Origin of the sequence: Pandoraea sp. NPDC090278, from assembly GCF_044772185.1 — a bacterium.
GTDB lineage: Bacteria > Pseudomonadota > Gammaproteobacteria > Burkholderiales > Burkholderiaceae > Pandoraea.
In genome coordinates, this window is record NZ_JBIVYJ010000008.1 from 267,743 (window position 1) to 284,547 (window position 16,805).

The following is a 16,805-nucleotide window of genomic DNA, read 5'->3' on the forward strand; positions in this document are numbered from 1 at the left end:
GCTCACTGCGGCAGCTTGATCTGCAACTGGGCTGGCCACTCTGCCTTGCTGTCGGTCTTCACCCATGCCACGCCGGGCAATCCCGTCTTCACGAGCTTCAGATGCTGTTGCAGCAATTCGGGCGCGATCTGCGCGCGCACGCGGAACATCAGCTTCTGACGCTCGCTCTCGGTCTCCACCGTCTTCGGTGTGAACTGCGCCGTGCTGGAGACGAACGAGATGCTGGCGGGAATGACGAACTGGGGTGCGGCGTCGAGCACGATGCGGGCTTCGGCGCCCATCGCGAGGCGTCCCGCGACGGCTTCGGGCAGGAAGAACGTCATGTACACATCCGACAGGTCAACGAGGTTGAGGACCTTGCCGCCCGCCGCGAGCACTTCGCCCGGCTGCGCGACGCGATACTGCACACGTCCGTCGCGCGGTGCCTTGAGTTCGCTGTCGGTGATGTCGGCTTCGATCCGGCTGATGGTGGCTTGCGCGGCTTCGACCGTCGATTTCGATCCGGTGACTTGTGCGTTTGCCGCTTCCACGGCCGATTGCGCAGCGGCGACCTGCGCCTTGGCTGCGGTGACGGCGGCGCGGGTGCTGCGCACGCGCGCGCGGTCGTCGTCGAGTTCCTGCACCGACGATGCCCCTTCCTTCGAAAGCGTTTCCGAGCGCGAGAGACGGCGTTGTGCAGCGTCGAGTTCGGCTTCGCGCGCGGCCACGTTGGCTTCGGCCGTCGCCTTGTCCGACAGACGTGCAGCGGCCTGTGCCTGAATCGCGGCGACGTTGGTCACGGCCTGTTGATACTGCGCGCGGGCTTCGTCGCGCTGGGCATTGAGCGTGTCGATCTGCATCTTGGCGAGGACTTGCCCCGCCTTCACGAAGTCGCCTTCGCGCACGTAGATGGCTTCGACACGTCCGGCCATCTTCGTCGCGATATCGACTTCAGTGGCTTCGATGCGTCCGTTGCCGCTGGCGAAACCGTCGCCCGGGCCGGTGTTGTTGTAGCTCTTCCATCCGTACCATCCCAGCCCGATCACGACGAGCACGATCAGGGCCGGAACGAGTTTTTTTGCGTTGGGAAGTGTCATCTTCTATGACCTCTTGAATTTATTGGACGGTCGGCGCGGTGTTCGCCGTGCCCGGCGACGGTTCGACGACGCGTGGCGTTTGTCCGAACAGTCCCGAAGGCGTGTCGGCCGCAGGCATGAGTCGGCTGCCGCCGCCGAGCGCCGTGTAGAGCGACACACGTGCAGAGAGCAGCGCGCGTCGTGTCTGCACCGTGGTTTGTTCGATGGCGAGGAGATCGCGTTGGGCGTCGAGGACTTCGAGGAACGCCGCTGCGCCGTGGTCGTAACGCAGCTTGGCGAGACGTGCGCGTTCTGCTTGCGCGTCCTGCGTTGCTTGCAGAATCGTCACCTGCTCGGCGAGCCAGCGGCGTGCGCTTAACGCATCGGCGACGTCGCGGAATGCGCCCTGAATCGTCTTCTCGTAATTCGCCACCGACTCCACGCGACGCGCTTCGGCCAGATCGAGGTTATTGACGAGACGTCCGCCCTGGAAGATCGGGATGTTGATGCTCGGCGTGAAAGCCCACGCCGCGCTGCCCGCTTTGAACAGACCATCGAGCGCGCTGCTCGCCGTGCCGACGGAACCCGTCAGCGTGATCTGCGGGAAGAACGCCGCGCGAGCTGCGCCGATGTTGGCGTGCGCTGCGCGCAGTTGATACTCGGCCGCGATGATGTCCGGACGATCCTCCAGCAACGACGACGGTAAGCCGGGCTCGAGATCGCGCATCAGACCGGCATCGTCGACCGTGCGATCGAGCGCCTGCGGTGAGGTGTCGATGGGCACGCCGACAAGCACTTGCAACGCGTGCGCCTGCGCTGCGCGTTGCTGCTCGAGTTGCGTGACGAGCGCGCGCGCCTGTTGCCACAGCGTGGTGACTTCCGTGAGATCGAGCTTCGACGTCGAGCCGACCTGCTCGCGTCGCGTGAAGATGCGCAGCGACTCGGCCCGGCTGTCGACCGTTTGCTGCGCGAGCGCGATGCGTTCGTCGAATTCGCGCAGACTCAGCCACGTTTGCGCAACTTGCGAAATCAGGCTGAGTTCGAGCGCGCGGCGCGAGGCGTCGGACGCGAGATAGTCGTCGAGCGCGGCGTCTTTCAGATTGCGGATGCGACCCCAGAAGTCCAGCTCCCATGTCGACAGGCCGAGGCCCACTTGGTACTGGCTGCTGATGTAGGGATTGCCGGTCAGGCTCAGGTCGCCGGGCAGACGTTGCCGTGTGCCGCTTGCGCCGATGCCTGCGGAAGGAAATAGATCGGCGCGTTGAATGCCGTACACCGCGCGCGCCTGTTCCACACGCGCCAAAGCGACGCGCAGATCGCGATTGTTCGCCAGTGCCGTGTCGATGAGGCTGCGTAGCTGCGGATCGGCGAAGTACTCGCGCCAGTCGAGCGCGGACGCGGGCTGCGCCGTTGCTGTGGCGGGTGAGGCGCTGACGTCCGGCGTCCACACATTGGCGACAGGGGCGGCGGGGCGCTCGTAAGTGGGCGCCATCGAGATACAGCCGCTGAGCACGGCAGCGGCAAGCGCAGCCGTGATCGATATGAGCGACCTGGGCCCAATGAGCCTATTGGGCCGACTGGGCCTGACGGACGTTGGGGGCATCGCTGGGGTATTCGCGATGCCGGAACGCATACGTGGATTGCATGGTTTCGCCATAGAAGCTTCGACCTCCCGACGGACACCTAACTATATCGTGGGTGACGTCAATCGGCGTATACCAAAGAGGTCGAAAAAAGCGAACGGTTGTGCTAAATCAAGAAAGGCCCCGAATCGACTAGAGCGTCGATTCGAGGCCTTTGCAGGTGAAGCGTCACCGACATGCAATGTAGGGAAGTGTGTTGCGTTTTAAACGGCAATGCGCTTCACATTGGTGCAGCGGTGCGAGGATGTAGGGATCAGTACTCTGCGTCGAGTCCGTCCTGCACCTGTTCGGCCGCGCGCAGCACGGCGCGCGCCTTGTTCTCCGTCTCTTGCCATTCCGATTCGGGCACCGAGTCGGCCACGATGCCTGCGGCGGCCTGCACGTACAGATTGCCGTCCTTCACCACGCCGGTGCGAATCGCGATGGCGACGTCCATTTCACCGCCGAACGACAGATAGCCCACCGCGCCGCCGTAGAGGCCGCGCTTGACCGGTTCGAGTTCGTCGATCAGTTCCATCGCGCGCACCTTCGGTGCGCCGGTGAGCGTGCCAGCCGGGAAGGTGGCGCGCAGCACGTCGATGTTCGACAGACCCGGTTGCAGACGGCCTTCCACCGAACTCACGATGTGCTGCACGTGCGAGTATTTCTCGATGACCATCTTGTCGGTGACTTCGACGGTACCGGTTTGCGCGATGCGGCCCACGTCGTTGCGGGCCAGATCGATCAGCATCACGTGTTCGGCGATTTCCTTCGGATCGCCAAGCAATTCCTTCGCCAGTTCTGCGTCGCGCTCGGGCGTCGCACCGCGCGGACGCGTGCCAGCGAGCGGACGAATCGTCACGATCTCGTGTTCGCCGTCGGGCATCTGACGACGTTCCTGACGCACCAGAATCTCCGGCGAAGCGCCCACGACCTGGAAGTCGCCGAAGTTGTAGAAGTACATGTACGGCGACGGGTTGAGCGAGCGCAGCGCGCGGTAGAGCGAGAGCGGGGCATCGCGGTACGGCTTGATGAGGCGCTGGCCAACCTGGACCTGCATCAGTTCACCGGCGGCGATGGCTTCCTTCGCCTTGGCGACGGCGGCCAGATAGTCCGGCTTGGCGAATTCGCGGAAGGTTTCGGTGCGCACGCTGCCGGACGTGACGGGGGCGTCGACCGGCGCTTTCAGGCGCGCGCGCAGCTCGCGCAGACGCAGACGTGCCTTCGAATAGGCTTCCGGCTGCGTGGGGTCCGCGTAAATGATGAGGTAGAGCTTGCCGGTCAGGTTGTCGATCACCGCGAGTTCTTCGGTGAGCAGCAACTGGATGTCCGGCAGATTCAGGTCGTCGCGCGGCGCGGTGTGCGCGAGCTTCTTCTCGATGTAGCGCACGGCGTCGTAGCCGAAGTAACCGGCGAGGCCGCCGCAGAAGCGCGGCATGCCCGGGCGCAGCGCCACTTTGAAGCGCGCCTGAAACTGAGTGATGAATTCGAGCGGGTCGCCCTCATGCGTCTCGACGACGGCGCCGTCGCGCACGACTTCGGTCTTCGGGCCGAAGCTGCGCAGCAGCGTGTGGGCGGACAGGCCGATGAAGGAGTAGCGGCCGAAGCGCTCGCCCCCGACGACGGACTCCAGCAGGAAAGTGTTCGCACCACGACGGTCCCCCAACGCCAGCTTCAGATAAAGCGACAGCGGGGTGTCGAGATCGGCAAAGGCTTCTGCGATCAGCGGGATGCGGTTGAAGCCCTGATTGGCCAGCGATTTGAATTCGAGTTCGGTCATGTTGCACTCTGCCTGCAAGTTTGCCGGCGGGCGGTCCCGCAGAATCGGCGTGGATTGGCGTTGAGAATACCTGAGTCGTGTCGGGGTGGGATGTGCTGACCCACGTCGCGGCGCATCGGTCCGCAGCGAACCCGCGCACATCGGCGGCGACCGCGACGGCTCGGAGAAAGCTGAGGATACGATGTGTCTCGACGAATCCGCACGCCGTACGAGACGGCGCGCCGATCAATGACTTCTTGGGAACAACAACGATGCAAGAAACGGGTTGCCGAAGACGAGCTTCGGCGGTCCCGGCCACCCCTTTGGGAAGGGTTCAGCAGGACCAGCGTCGCCAGGGCCAGGCCCCCCGGTCGATCACGCTAAGACTCCGTTTCTTGTTCAGGAACATTGCTTGAATGCAGTGTGGAAGATGACGAATTCAGTTCGCCAGTGCGGACGTCGCCTTGGGCAGAATCGCCCGGGCAGCGCCCAGAATTGAGGCGACTATACCATCCGTGTCAATCGTTTGTATAGATTCGCCATGGTTGTAGCCGTACGGCACCGTGAGCGAGCGGCAGCCTGCGGCGCGGGCGGCCTGCGCGTCGTTCCCGGAGTCGCCGACGAGCACCGTTTGCGCGGGCGTCACACCGAACGCTTCACACGCTTTGACGAGCGGCATCGGGTCCGGCTTGCGCTTGGGCCACGAGTCGCCACCGTACACGAGGTCGAACTGATCGCTCAGGCCGTAGTGTGCGAGCAGGTCGACCGCGAAGCGATGTTGCTTGTTCGTGATGCAAGCGACCGGCAGACCGGCTTCGCGCAACGCGGCCAGCCCTTCGCGCACTTCCGGATAGAGCACCGTGTTCTCGCCGTTGATCGACGTGTAGACCGCTTCGTACTTGTCTTGCGCACGGTCGAACAGCGCGTCGATGTCCGACTCGGGGAAGCGCTCGGCAAGCGTCTTGCGCACGAGGTTGGCCGTGCCCTTGCCCACGAACGTCATCAGACGCTCGACCGGCACCGGTTCGGCGCCGAGGTCGGCGAGCATGGCGTTCAATGCGACACCGAAGTCGCCTGCGGTGTCGACGAGCGTGCCGTCGAGGTCGATCAGCACGGCGCGGATGCCGTCCAGTTGGAGATGCGGATTCTGGATCATGCGACGCTCGCGAGTTGGGCGCGCATCTGGTCGATTACCGCCTTGTAGTCGGGTTTGCCGAAGATGGCCGAACCGGCGACGAACGTGTCCGCGCCAGCCGCCGCGATTTCGGCGATGTTGTCGACTTTCACGCCGCCGTCGATCTCAAGACGGATCTCGCGGCCGGTCTCGGCGGTGTACGCGTCGATACGGGCACGCACGGCGCGCAGCTTGTTGAGGGCTTCCGGAATGAACGACTGGCCGCCGAAACCGGGGTTGACCGACATGATCAGCACCATGTCCAGACGATCCATCACGTGATCGAGGTAATGGAGCGGGGTGCCCGGGTTGAAGACGAGACCGGCCTTGCAGCCGTTATCGCGAATCAGGCTCAGCGTGCGGTCCACGTGTTCCGAGGCTTCCGGGTGGAACGTGATCAGATTGGCACCGGCCTTGGCGAAGTCGGGCACGATGCGATCGACCGGGCGCACCATCAGGTGCACGTCGATGGGCACGTCTACGTGCGGGCGAATGGCTTCGCAGACCATCGGGCCGATCGTCAGATTGGGAACGTAATGGTTGTCCATCACGTCGAAGTGAATCCAGTCGGCGCCCGCCGCCACGACGTTACGGACTTCTTCGCCCAGCCGGGCAAAGTCGGCGGACAGGATGCTGGGGGCGATACAGAATTGCGTCATGGCAGGGCAGGGGGAGGGCGTCAAAAGCGCTATTTTAAAGCTTTCACATGACGCTTGCCCGTTGGGTGCCGGAGACCCCGGCCGGAAAGCCTTTCAGTGGAATACGGAGAACGGACGTTCCGAGCGGCGTTTGGCGGACATCCGAAGGACGTTTGCTGGTTGCGACCCGCGACGACTTGCCGCAGAATGCCTTGCAAAACGGGACAGCATTTGTGTTGACTGCCTGTCACGCTGCTGGACCCCGCCGCCGTCCCATAAGAGTCAGACCAGAACAACATCAGAGAGCACGCATGCGCTACAGGAACACCCGATGAGCCAGTACGAATTTACCGTCACCGTGCGCCCGCAGTACCTCCCGGAACAGTCGGAACCGGATCGGCGGCAGTTTGCCTTCGCCTACACGATCACCATCCGCAACAGCGGCGAGGTCCCGGCACAGCTGATTTCGCGTCACTGGGTGATTACCGACGGCGACAACAAGGTGCAGGAAGTGAACGGGCTGGGCGTGGTCGGACATCAGCCGTTCCTTCAGCCGGGCGAACAGTTCGAATACACGAGCTGGGCGATGGTCGCCACGCCGGTGGGCACCATGCGTGGCGAGTACTTCTGCGTGGCAGAGGACGGCACCCGCTTCGAAGCGCCCATCGCGGAATTCGCGCTGACCATGCCGCGCACGCTGCACTGAGCCGGGCATGCGCGCACCGTTGGCGTGGTTCGGCAGACTGGCGCGTCAGCGACGGTCGTCGGACCAGTCTTCCTTCTTGAGCGGATCGCCGGACGCGTCGCGTGGATCGACAGGATCCACAGTGTCGCTTGGCATCGGCCGGGTGGCGCGCATCTGGCGAACCCTTCGTCCGGGCGACGGCTTGCGTCGCAGGATCACGATAGCGGCGACGATCACGATCGCCAGCAACACCTCCGGCAACACCAGCAAGGCCGGATATTCATCGAACAGATTACTCATGACGCTCTTCCTGAATGTGTTCGGGCGGTGGCGCGCTGGCCGGGGCCTGGCGCTCGCCGCGTTTGCCGCATTGCTCTATGGTTGTTCGAGTGTGCCTCCGTCGACCCCGTCGCGTCCAGGCGTTCCGCCATCGAACGTGGCAACGCCTCCGTCCGGTGCAGGTCGCATGCAGGCCGTGACATGGGCCGATGTCGACGGCTGGCAGGACGATTCCCTGATCGGTGCGCGTCTCGCGCTGGCGCAAACCTGCGTAAAACTGGGTCGTCAGGCGAAGTGGCAACCGGCCTGCCGGGCCTCCGAGCAGCTCGACGATCTCGACGCCGCCTCCGTCCGCCAATTCTTTGAGCAGTACTTTACGCCGTTTCGCATCGCGAACTCCGATGGAACGCAGACGGGCCTGATCACCGGTTACTACGAACCGCTGCTGCACGGCTCGCGTGTGCGCAGCGGGGTCTACCAGACGCCGCTCTACAAATGGCCCGCCGGACGCAAGGCTGGATCGCTTCCCGCCCGCGCCGAGCTGATGCGCAGCGGCATGTTGCGCGGCTACGAACTGGTGTATGTCGACGATCCTATCGAGGCATTCTTCCTGCAAGTGCAGGGCTCCGGCCAGGTCGTGCTCGATGACGGTTCGATCATGCGCGTGGGCTACGGCGGCAACAACGATCAGCCGTACAAGTCGATTGGCCGCTGGCTGATCGATCGCGGCGAGATCACGGCGGCGCAGGCGACGATGCAGGGTATTCGTGCCTGGGCGCGCGCGAATCCGTCGCGCGTCGATGCGTTGCTCGATGTGAACCCGCGCTTCGTCTTCTTCCGCGAGATGCCGAATCACGGCGTGGGCGGCATCGAAGGCCCCATCGGTGCGCTGGGTGTGCCGTTGACGGCGGAGCGTTCGATTGCCGTCGATCCGGCATCGATTCCGCTGGGCAGCCCCGTGTTCCTGTCGACGACGCGTCCGCCGTTCGGGCCGCAGGCCAATTCGCCGATCAACCGGCTGATGTTCGCGCAGGACACCGGCAGCGCGATCAAGGGTGGCGTTCGTGCCGACTTCTTCTGGGGATTGGGCGACGACGCGGGTGATCTGGCAGGACGCATGCGTCAGAGCGGCAAGATGTGGGTGTTCCTGCCGAACCAGTAAGCCGGATCGCTTTCTTCAAGTACTGACGGCAAAGAAAAAGCCCGCGAAGTTCGCGGGCTTTTTTCATGCTGACGAGATGTCGCCTACGGCTTAGCGCGGGCGCTTGTCCACGACCCGGCGCGCCTTGCCGACGGAGCGTTCGATGCCACCAACCGGCTTCACGCGCACGGCGCACGATACGCCGATGAGCGTCTTGATGTCGCGCTTGAGTTCGCCGCCAGCCGCTTGCAACGCAGCCGCGTCGTCGCATCCGACGGCCGCTTCGACGTCCACCGCCATCGTGTCCATCGGGCCTTCCTTGTCCAGAATGATCTGGTAGTGCGGGGAAAGCACCGGCTGACGCAGCAGCAACTCCTCGATCTGCGACGGGAAGACGTTCACGCCGCGAATGATCATCATGTCGTCCGAGCGGCCGGTGATCTTCTCCATACGACGCATCGTGCGCGCCGTACCCGGCAGCAAACGCGTGAGGTCGCGCGTGCGATAACGAATGATCGGCAGCGCTTCCTTCGTGAGCGAGGTGAACACCAGTTCGCCGAACTCGCCGTCGGGCAGTACTTCACCCGTCTCCGGATCGATGATTTCGGGATAGAAGTGATCTTCCCAGATGGTCGGACCGTCCTTCGTTTCGGCGCATTCGCACGCCACGCCCGGGCCCATCACTTCCGACAGACCGTAGATGTCGACCGCGTCGATGCCCATACGCTTCTCGATGGCCGTGCGCATGTCGTTCGTCCAGGGCTCCGCGCCGAAGATGCCGATGCGCAGCGACGATTCCGCCGCCACGATGCCCTGACGTTCCAGTTCGTCGGCGATCGCGAGCATGTAGCTCGGCGTCACCATGATGATGTCCGGCTTGAAGTCCTGAATCAGCTGCACTTGCTTCTCGGTCTGTCCGCCGCCGAACGGAATCACCGTCAGGCCCGCACGCTCTGCGCCGTAGTGTGCGCCGAGACCGCCCGTGAACAGGCCGTAGCCATAGCTGATGTGCACCTTGTCGCCGCGACGCGCACCCGAGGCGCGGATCGAACGGGCGACCAGATCGGCCCAGGTGCTGATGTCGTTGGCGGTGTAGCCCACGACCGTCGGCTTGCCCGTCGTGCCGGAGGACGCATGCACACGCGAGACCTGCTCCATCGGCACCGCGAACATGCCGAAGGGGTAGCTGTCGCGCAGATCCTGCTTCGTCGTGAACGGGAACTTGGCCAGGTCGGCCAGCGAGGTCAGTTCGTCCGGGTGGACGCCTGCCTCTTCGAACTTCCGGCGATACACCGGCGAATTCTCATAGGCATGCCGCAGCGTCGTCTTCAGTCGGTCGAGCTGAAGGGCGCGCAGTTCGTCGAGGCTCGCTTTCTCGATCGGCTCGAGCGGCAAGGCGGTGGTCATGACTGTCTCCTTGGGGTCTTGCTTCTTACGCTGATACGTTGATTACCGCGCGCGCCCGAGCCCGGGAGCGCGTACTACTGAATATGACCGGACCTCGTCAGACGACGCTGCCCTTGATCTGTGCGGACTTGCCGCGGAACATCGCCACCACTTCACCGGCGCTGTTCGTCAAACGAATGTCGTAAATGCCATGACGCCCTGAGAGCACCTGCTCCTGCGCTTCGGCGGTGAGCGTGTCGCCGCCCGAGACCGGCTTGAGGAACTCGATGCTGCAACCGGCTGCCACCGTCACGACGTTGTAGCTGTTGCAGGCGAAGGCAAACGTCGAATCGGCCAGCGTGAACATCAGGCCGCCGTGGCAGATCGCGTGACCGTTGAGGAATTCGTCGCGAATGCGCATCGTCATACGGGCATAGCCGGGACGCACTTCCTGCAACTCCATGCCCAGCCATTGGCTCGCTCGGTCGGTGCTGTACATCGCTTCGCCCGTCGCGTGGGCGAGTTCTTCCGGCGTCATGTCGCTGACGGCTTTGGCGGCGGAGGTTTGGCTCATCGGGGGTTCCTCTTGTGTCTCGTCTAATCTTGTTATGTCGTGGTCTCTCGCGCGACGCGTATGGTTTTGGCGTTCGGTGTGCGTCGCTGCTTGTTCTGCTTTTCCTTGGTCCTGCGTTCCTTCAGCTTGCTCGGTGCTTCGTTTGTGCTTCGTTGGCGATCAGCGGCCTTCGAACTTCGGCGCGCGCTTTTGCAGGAACGCGTTCACGCCTTCCGCATAGTCGTAGGACGCACCCAGCGAGCGTTGCCCGTCGCGCTCGAGATCCAGTTGCTGATCGAGCGTGTTGGTCGCCGAGGCGTAAAGCGCTTCCTTGATGGTCGCGAGCGCCTTCGTCGGCTGCGTAGCCAGTTGCGTGGCGAGCTTTTGGGCTTCGGGCAACAGCGCGTCGTCGTCGACGCAGCGCCAGATCAGGCCCCACTCTTCGGCCTGCTCGGCCGAGAGTTTGTCGCCGAGCATCGCCAGCCCCATCGCGCGGGCCATGCCGATGCGTTGCGGCAGGAACCACGTGCCACCGGTATCCGGCACGAGCCCGATCTTCACGAACGCCTGCACGAAGTTGACGGAAGCGCTGGCCAGCACGATGTCGCATGCCAGGGCGAGGTTCGCACCTGCGCCTGCGGCGATGCCGTTCACCGCAGCAATCACCGGCATCGGCATGGCGCGCAGCTTGCGCACGAGCGGGTTGAAGTTTTCGTCGATCAGCGCGCCGAGATCGGTCGATGCACCCGGCGTGAAGTCCAGATCCGCCAGATCCTGCCCGGCGCAGAAGCCTCGGCCCGCACCGGTCAGCACAATGGCGCGCGCGCCTTGTGCCTGCGCAGTGGCGAGGGCGTCGCGCAGTTCCGCGTGCATCTGCCGCGTGAAGCTGTTGAGCTTCTCGGGACGGTTGAGCGTGATCGTGGCGACGTTGTCTTGCAGCGTCAGTTGAATCGTGGCGGTCATCGGGGGCTGTCTCCGGGGCTCTCTATATATAGAAGGGGGGTGCTCAGACGCGCTCGATGGCGATGGCGATGCCCTGACCCACGCCGATGCACATCGTGCACAGCGCGAAGCGGCCGCCCGTGCGGTGAAGCTGATACATCGCCGTCGTCACCAGACGCGCGCCCGACGCACCCAGCGGATGGCCCAGCGCGATCGCACCGCCGTTCGGGTTCACGCGGGCGTCGTCATCGGCGAGGCCGAGTTGACGCATCACCGCCAGACCCTGGCTCGCGAACGCTTCGTTCAGTTCGATGACGTCGAACTGGTCGAGCGTCATGTTCAGTTGCTTGAGCAGCTTTATCGTGGCCGGGGCCGGGCCGATGCCCATGATGCGCGGTGCGACACCGGCGGTTGCCATGCCGAGCACACGGGCGCGCGGCGTGAGGCCATGCAGCTTGGCGGCGCTTTCGCTGGCCAGCAGCAGGGCGCACGAGCCGTCGTTCACTCCGGAAGCGTTACCGGCGGTGACGGTACCGTCCGGGCGAACCACACCCTTGAGCTTGCCCAGCGCTTCCATGCTCGTGGCGCGCGGATGTTCGTCATGTTCCACGACAATGGCGTCGCCCTTTTTCTGGGCGATCGACACCGGCGTGATTTCCTGTGCGAGCGTGCCGTCGGCTTGTGCGCGCGCGGCCTTTTCCTGGCTACGGAGCGCAAAGCGGTCCTGATCTTCGCGATTGATCTTGAAGTCGTCGGCCACATTCTCTGCCGTCTCCGGCATCGAGTCGACGCCGTACTGCGCCTTCATCAGCGGGTTGATGAAGCGCCAGCCGATGGTCGTGTCGAAAATGGCGGCCTGACGCGAGAACGCGCTGTCGGCCTTACCCATCACGAACGGCGCACGCGTCATCGATTCGACGCCGCCCGCGATCATCAGCCCGGCTTCGCCCGCCTTGATGGCGCGTGCGGCGGTGCCGATGGCGTCCATGCCCGAGCCGCACAGACGGTTGAGCGTCGCGCCCGGCACGTCGATGGGCAACTCGGCAAGCAGCGACGCCATGCGAGCGACGTTGCGGTTGTCTTCACCTGCCTGATTGGCGCAGCCGTAAATGACGTCGTCGATCAGCGTCCAGTCGACGTTCGGGTTGCGCGCCATCAGCGCCTTGAGGGGGATCGCACCGAGGTTGTCGGCGCGAACGTCCTTCAACGCACCGCCGTAACGGCCGATGGGGGTGCGGATCGCGTCGCAGATGAAGGCTTCGGTCATGGTGTCTCGTTCCTGTCTTGGCTTGGGGCGGGAAAATCGGTCACGGGCGTCTAGGCGCTGAAGCGCAGGGGGCCGTGCGACGGTGAGTGACTATGGTAGTGACTTACCGTCGCATTTGCGTGAGGGGTTTCCCGTCCTCTCTATATAGATGTGACTTAACTGGGCGTGAATCAGGCAGCGCCCGTTTCGGACTTGGCCGGGACATGATGGCGGCTTTGCACGACACGGAAACGGTTGGCGACGAACGCTGCGTCGGCCAGGCTGGCGTTTGCTGCCGGGTTGCCGCCCGTGCCGTGGTAGTCCGAGTACGCCGCCGATTGGTTGACGAACACGCCACCCGTCAGGTTGAGCGACAGGGCGACGCGGCCTTCGATGGCGGCGTCGAGTGCCAGTGCTTCGCCTTCCGGCGTCGTCGTGTAGGCCGCCAGCGTGAGGGCGCCGTGCTGCGCAGCGGTGCGTCCAGCCAGCGCGAAGGCTTGCTCGCTGCTGTCGACGGCGATTACGAACGTGATCGGGCCGAACCATTCGCGGGTGTAGGTGGCTTCGTCGGCGACGTCGAGTGCGACGATCAGCGGCGTGCGCACGCGTGCGCCAGCAAAGGCCGGGTGTTCGAGCGTCTGGCTGTCGAGCACGACACGGCCGACCTTGCGAGCTTCGTCGATGCGGGCGAGGACGCCTTCGTTCTGGATTGCGCCGAGCAGTTCGACGGCCTTGGCCGGATCGCTGCACGTCTTCTGAACGCTACCGGCAATGGCGGCCACGACTTCGTCGAAAGAGACCTTGCCGTCCGGCGTCTGAATGCCGTCGCGCGGGATGTAGATGTTCTGCGGCGCGGTGCACATCTGGCCCGAGTACAGCGCGAGCGAGAAACCGATGTTGCGGGCCATGCCCTTGAGGTCGTCCGTCGAGTCGATCACGATCTGGTTCACACCGGCCTTCTCGGTGTAGACCTGCGCCTGACGTGCGTTGATCTCCAGCCAGTCGCCGTTGGCGGTGCTGCCGGTGAAGTCGATCACGCGCACTTCGTCGCGCTTCGCGAGTTGCTGGACGATGGCGCCGTCGTTCGGGTTGGTGGCGGCGAGCGTGACGACATCCGGATCGAAACCGGCTTCCTTAAGCACTTCACGCGCGATCTTCACGGTGATGGCGAGCGGCAGGATCGCGCCCGGGTGCGGCTTGACGACGACGGCATTGCCGGTCGCGAGGCTGGCGAACAGGCCGGGATAGCCGTTCCAGGTCGGGAACGTGCAGCATCCAAGCACCAGCGCCACGCCACGCGGCACGACGGTGTAGCGCTTTTCCATCGCCAGCGGCGGGTTCTTGCCCTGCGGCTTTTCCCAGTAGGCGTCTGCCGGAATGCGGCGCAGTTCGTCCCATGCGTAGGCCACGGCTTCGAGACCGCGATCTTGTGCGTGCGGGCCACCGGCCTGGAACGCCATCATGAACGCCTGCCCCGTCGTGTGCATCACGGCGTTGGCCATTTCGAAGCTACGTGCGTTCAGGCGCTTGAGGATTTCGAGCGAGACGCCAACCCAGGCGTCCGGCGTCGCGGCGCGCCACGACTTGTGGGCGTCCTTCACGCGGGCGAGCAGGGCGTCGATTTCGAAGCCGGGGTAGGTTGTGCCGAGCGCAAAGCCGAACGGCGAGGCTTCCTGGCCGACACTGCCCGTGCTGCCGCGCTGCTCCAGCGGGAAGGCGGCGTTCAGATACTGTTTGAAAGCGGCTTCGCCGTCGGCGGCGGCCGTCTCGCCATACGCGCGCGGGCTCGGCATTTCCGTGAACGGGCTCCAGTAACCACGCGTGGCGATGGCCTGAAGGGCGCGCTCGAGAGTCTCTTGGTGTTTGGCGAAGAGGGGATGAGTCATGGTTGTGGATCTGTCCGTGTCGGGATGCGGCTGGCGGATTCGCTGTCTTGCGGGCAAGCTCGTGGCTCGCGCGGCAAGACGCAGGGGACGGCACCGGGTCGTCTGACTAATCGTAGTCGTCGGTTCGACGTCAATATTAATTAACCGACCGGTTGGTTTGTTAATATAGCACCAAATCTTCCGGGCGTGGCACACGATGATGCCGGGTTTTCCCCGACGGATCCGGGCATGCGAGCTGTGCGGCGCAAGCAGATGTAACGAGTGCAGGGCGGGCGGCCGGTTCGCGGGATTCATTGTCGGATGCAGGTCGCTTTCGCTCCCGATTTCTCGGACTTTGTCCCGACATTGGACGACTTGCGGCCGCCGATCTGCGTTGCGGAACGAAAGGTGCGTGCCCCGGGGATCGATGGCATCATGCCTAACCACTGCAGTCGACGCCCAGCGAGCCGCGTACCCTGGTTCGCCGAGAGCGCCGCAGCGCCGTTGCAAACCGATGGCGCGCCCATCGCCTTATCTGTTTCTGGCGGTTGCCCGGGTGTCTATCCCGGGCAACCGCTGACCCCCGAATCACAAGACGAGACTTTGACTGGAGGAGTAAGAGGATGACGTACGAGAACATTCTGGTGGAGACGCGCGGCCGCGTCGGTCTGATCACGCTGAATCGTCCGAAAGCGCTCAACGCGCTGAACGACGCGCTGATGGACGAACTGGGCGCTGCGCTCACCGCGTTCGATGCCGACGAAGCCATCGGTTGCATGGTGATCACCGGGAGCGAGAAGGCGTTCGCCGCCGGTGCCGACATCGGCATGATGTCCAAGTACACGTTCGCCGACGTCTTCAAGGGCGACTACATCACGCGCAACTGGGAGACGGTGCGCCGCATCCGCAAGCCGGTCATCGCTGCCGTGTCGGGATTCGCGCTCGGCGGTGGGTGCGAACTGGCCATGATGTGTGACTTCATCATCGCCGCAGACAACGCAAAGTTCGGGCAGCCCGAGATCAAGCTTGGGGTGATTCCGGGCGCAGGCGGTACGCAGCGTCTCACGCGTGCCGTGTCGAAGGCAAAAGCGATGGACATGTGCCTGACCGCGCGTTTCATGGACGCCACCGAAGCCGAGCGCGCGGGTCTCGTTTCGCGCATCGTGCCGCTCGAAAAGTTGCTCGACGAGGCGATCGGCGCAGCCAACACCATCTGTGAATACTCGCTGCCGGTCGTTATGGCTGCAAAGGAAGCCGTCAACCGCGCTTTCGAGTCGACCCTCGACGAGGGCGTGCAATTCGAGCGACGCATGTTCCATTCGCTCTTTGCGCTGGAAGACCAGAAAGAAGGCATGGCGGCGTTCGTCGAGAAGCGCAAGCCGGTTTTCAAGCATCGTTGATCTGTTGCGAAAAGCCGGGACGGCCGCCGTTGGGGAGGTCGTCCTATGATAGTCTGCCGGTTTTTTCAGCAAGGGACGAAACGATGTCGATGAAACGACGTGCATTTGCGCTGGCCTTGGTAGTGGCCTCGGGGCTGCTGTTGAGTGCCTGCGGGAAGAAGGAAGAATCGGCTGCGGGCCGGTCGGTCGGGCCGGACGGCTCGCAACCTGTGTACGTCGTCGGATCGGACGCCGCCTATGCGCCGTTCGAATTCGAAACCGATACCCGGCAGATCGCCGGTTTCGATATCGATGTGATGAAGGCCGTCGCCGACAAGGCGGGCATCTCCATCCGCTTTATCAATACGCCGTTCGAAGGCATCTTCAATTCGTTGGTGCAGGGCGACCGCGACATTTTGATCTCCGCGATCACGATCACGGACGAACGCAGCAAGCAGATGGATTTTTCGAAGCCTTACTTTGAGGCGTCGCAACTTATCGCTGTGCCAGCGAACTCGGCCGTGCAGAAGTTCGACGATCTGAAGTCCATGAAGGTGGGCGTGCAAACCGCGACGACGGGCGACGAAGTTGTGCAGAAGCTGATGGGCAAGAACAACCCGTCGGTCAAACGTTTCGAAGGCACGCCGCTGGCGATGAAGGAACTCGAAGCGGGTGGCGTTGATGCGGTGGTCGCAGATAACGGTGTGGTGGTGAACTTCATTGCGAATAATCCGAATGCCAAGCTTCGTACGGTTGCTGACAGCAGCTTCCCGAAGGAGTACTACGGCATTGCGGTGCGCAAGGGAGATGCCGAGCTTCTGGCCAAGATCAACAAAGGTGTCGATGCGATCAAGGCGGACGGTACGTATGACGCTATCTACGAGCGGTACTTTGGTAAGAAGTAGTCCCGAAGTCACCTGGCATACAGCGCCGGCCGGCGCTGTATGAAATGGAAAAGCCCCGTCTCGACGGGGCTTTTTCGTGGGTTTTCAAATTATTTTCACAAAGTGCTTGCCAGGGTTCCGGGTTTTCACTAATATTCCGTCTCTCGCAACGACAGCGACGCAGCGAAAGCAGCGAA

15 protein-coding genes are annotated in these 16,805 nt (G+C 63.6%); 4 read left to right on the forward strand and 11 right to left on the reverse strand.

What is annotated here, in order from left to right; genetic code table 11:
- Positions 1 to 2: 2 nt before the first annotated feature.
- The 5 genes from ACIQWO_RS25440 to rpe form a co-directional block, all read right to left on the reverse strand.
- Positions 3 to 1,076: an HlyD family secretion protein gene (locus ACIQWO_RS25440; protein ID WP_402830137.1), complete on the reverse strand. Its 1,074-nt coding sequence runs from the start codon at positions 1,074 to 1,076 to the stop codon at positions 3 to 5.
- A gap of 19 nt (positions 1,077 to 1,095) precedes the next feature.
- Positions 1,096 to 2,547, reverse strand: coding sequence for an efflux transporter outer membrane subunit (locus ACIQWO_RS25445; RefSeq protein WP_402830139.1), 1,452 nt, complete (start codon positions 2,545 to 2,547; stop codon positions 1,096 to 1,098).
- 404 nt (positions 2,548 to 2,951) lie between these two features.
- Entirely contained in the window at positions 2,952 to 4,457 is a 1,506-nt protein-coding gene (gene trpE / locus ACIQWO_RS25450; RefSeq protein ID WP_402830142.1) for an anthranilate synthase component I, read from the reverse strand.
- Positions 4,458 to 4,875: 418 nt separating this feature from the next.
- Positions 4,876 to 5,592, reverse strand: a complete 717-nt coding sequence (locus ACIQWO_RS25455) for a phosphoglycolate phosphatase (RefSeq protein ID WP_402830144.1) — start codon at positions 5,590 to 5,592, stop codon at positions 4,876 to 4,878.
- The gene (rpe, locus tag ACIQWO_RS25460) at positions 5,589 to 6,269 is read right to left on the reverse strand and encodes a ribulose-phosphate 3-epimerase (protein WP_010808649.1); all 681 of its coding nucleotides are present in this window, start codon (positions 6,267 to 6,269) and stop codon (positions 5,589 to 5,591) included. The genes ACIQWO_RS25455 and rpe overlap by 4 nt, the downstream gene beginning before the upstream one ends.
- 310 nt (positions 6,270 to 6,579) lie before the next feature.
- Between rpe and apaG the strand changes: the two genes are divergently transcribed.
- Positions 6,580 to 6,954: a Co2+/Mg2+ efflux protein ApaG gene (gene apaG / locus ACIQWO_RS25465; RefSeq protein ID WP_039393382.1), complete on the forward strand. Its 375-nt coding sequence runs from the start codon at positions 6,580 to 6,582 to the stop codon at positions 6,952 to 6,954.
- A gap of 45 nt (positions 6,955 to 6,999) precedes the next feature.
- On the opposite strand, the gene ACIQWO_RS25470 is transcribed toward apaG, so the two are convergent.
- On the reverse strand, positions 7,000 to 7,233 hold the full coding sequence (locus ACIQWO_RS25470; protein WP_150666144.1) for a hypothetical protein: 234 nt from the start codon (positions 7,231 to 7,233) through the stop codon (positions 7,000 to 7,002).
- Here ACIQWO_RS25470 and ACIQWO_RS25475 point away from each other — a divergent pair.
- On the forward strand, positions 7,232 to 8,374 hold the full coding sequence (locus ACIQWO_RS25475; RefSeq protein ID WP_233328566.1) for a murein transglycosylase A: 1,143 nt from the start codon (positions 7,232 to 7,234) through the stop codon (positions 8,372 to 8,374). The two genes, ACIQWO_RS25470 and ACIQWO_RS25475, sit on opposite strands and share 2 nt — an antisense overlap.
- Before the next feature lie 90 nt (positions 8,375 to 8,464).
- Here ACIQWO_RS25475 and paaK read toward each other — a convergent pair whose 3' ends face one another.
- The 5 genes from paaK to paaN all read right to left on the reverse strand — a co-directional run bounded on the left by paaK (position 8,465) and on the right by paaN (position 14,366).
- A complete protein-coding gene (gene paaK, locus ACIQWO_RS25480) occupies positions 8,465 to 9,760 on the reverse strand; it encodes a phenylacetate--CoA ligase PaaK (RefSeq protein WP_046289894.1) in 1,296 nt (431 codons plus the stop codon).
- 97 nt (positions 9,761 to 9,857) lie between these two features.
- On the reverse strand, positions 9,858 to 10,313 hold the full coding sequence (gene paaI, locus ACIQWO_RS25485) for a hydroxyphenylacetyl-CoA thioesterase PaaI (RefSeq protein ID WP_370855794.1): 456 nt from the start codon (positions 10,311 to 10,313) through the stop codon (positions 9,858 to 9,860).
- Between the two features lie 159 nt (positions 10,314 to 10,472).
- Complete coding sequence (paaG, locus tag ACIQWO_RS25490; protein ID WP_402830151.1) at positions 10,473 to 11,255, reverse strand: 2-(1,2-epoxy-1,2-dihydrophenyl)acetyl-CoA isomerase PaaG; 783 nt, start codon at positions 11,253 to 11,255, stop codon at positions 10,473 to 10,475.
- 43 nt (positions 11,256 to 11,298) lie between these two features.
- Positions 11,299 to 12,501: a 3-oxoadipyl-CoA thiolase gene (gene pcaF / locus ACIQWO_RS25495; RefSeq protein ID WP_402830153.1), complete on the reverse strand. Its 1,203-nt coding sequence runs from the start codon at positions 12,499 to 12,501 to the stop codon at positions 11,299 to 11,301.
- Positions 12,502 to 12,671: 170 nt separating this feature from the next.
- Positions 12,672 to 14,366: a phenylacetic acid degradation protein PaaN gene (gene paaN, locus ACIQWO_RS25500; protein WP_402830156.1), complete on the reverse strand. Its 1,695-nt coding sequence runs from the start codon at positions 14,364 to 14,366 to the stop codon at positions 12,672 to 12,674.
- Positions 14,367 to 14,968: 602 nt separating this feature from the next.
- Between paaN and ACIQWO_RS25505 the strand changes: the two genes are divergently transcribed.
- Complete coding sequence (locus ACIQWO_RS25505; protein WP_402830158.1) at positions 14,969 to 15,745, forward strand: enoyl-CoA hydratase; 777 nt, start codon at positions 14,969 to 14,971, stop codon at positions 15,743 to 15,745.
- A gap of 83 nt (positions 15,746 to 15,828) precedes the next feature.
- Positions 15,829 to 16,629, forward strand: a complete 801-nt coding sequence (locus ACIQWO_RS25510) for a basic amino acid ABC transporter substrate-binding protein (RefSeq protein WP_402830159.1) — start codon at positions 15,829 to 15,831, stop codon at positions 16,627 to 16,629.
- Positions 16,630 to 16,805 lie beyond the last annotated feature (176 nt).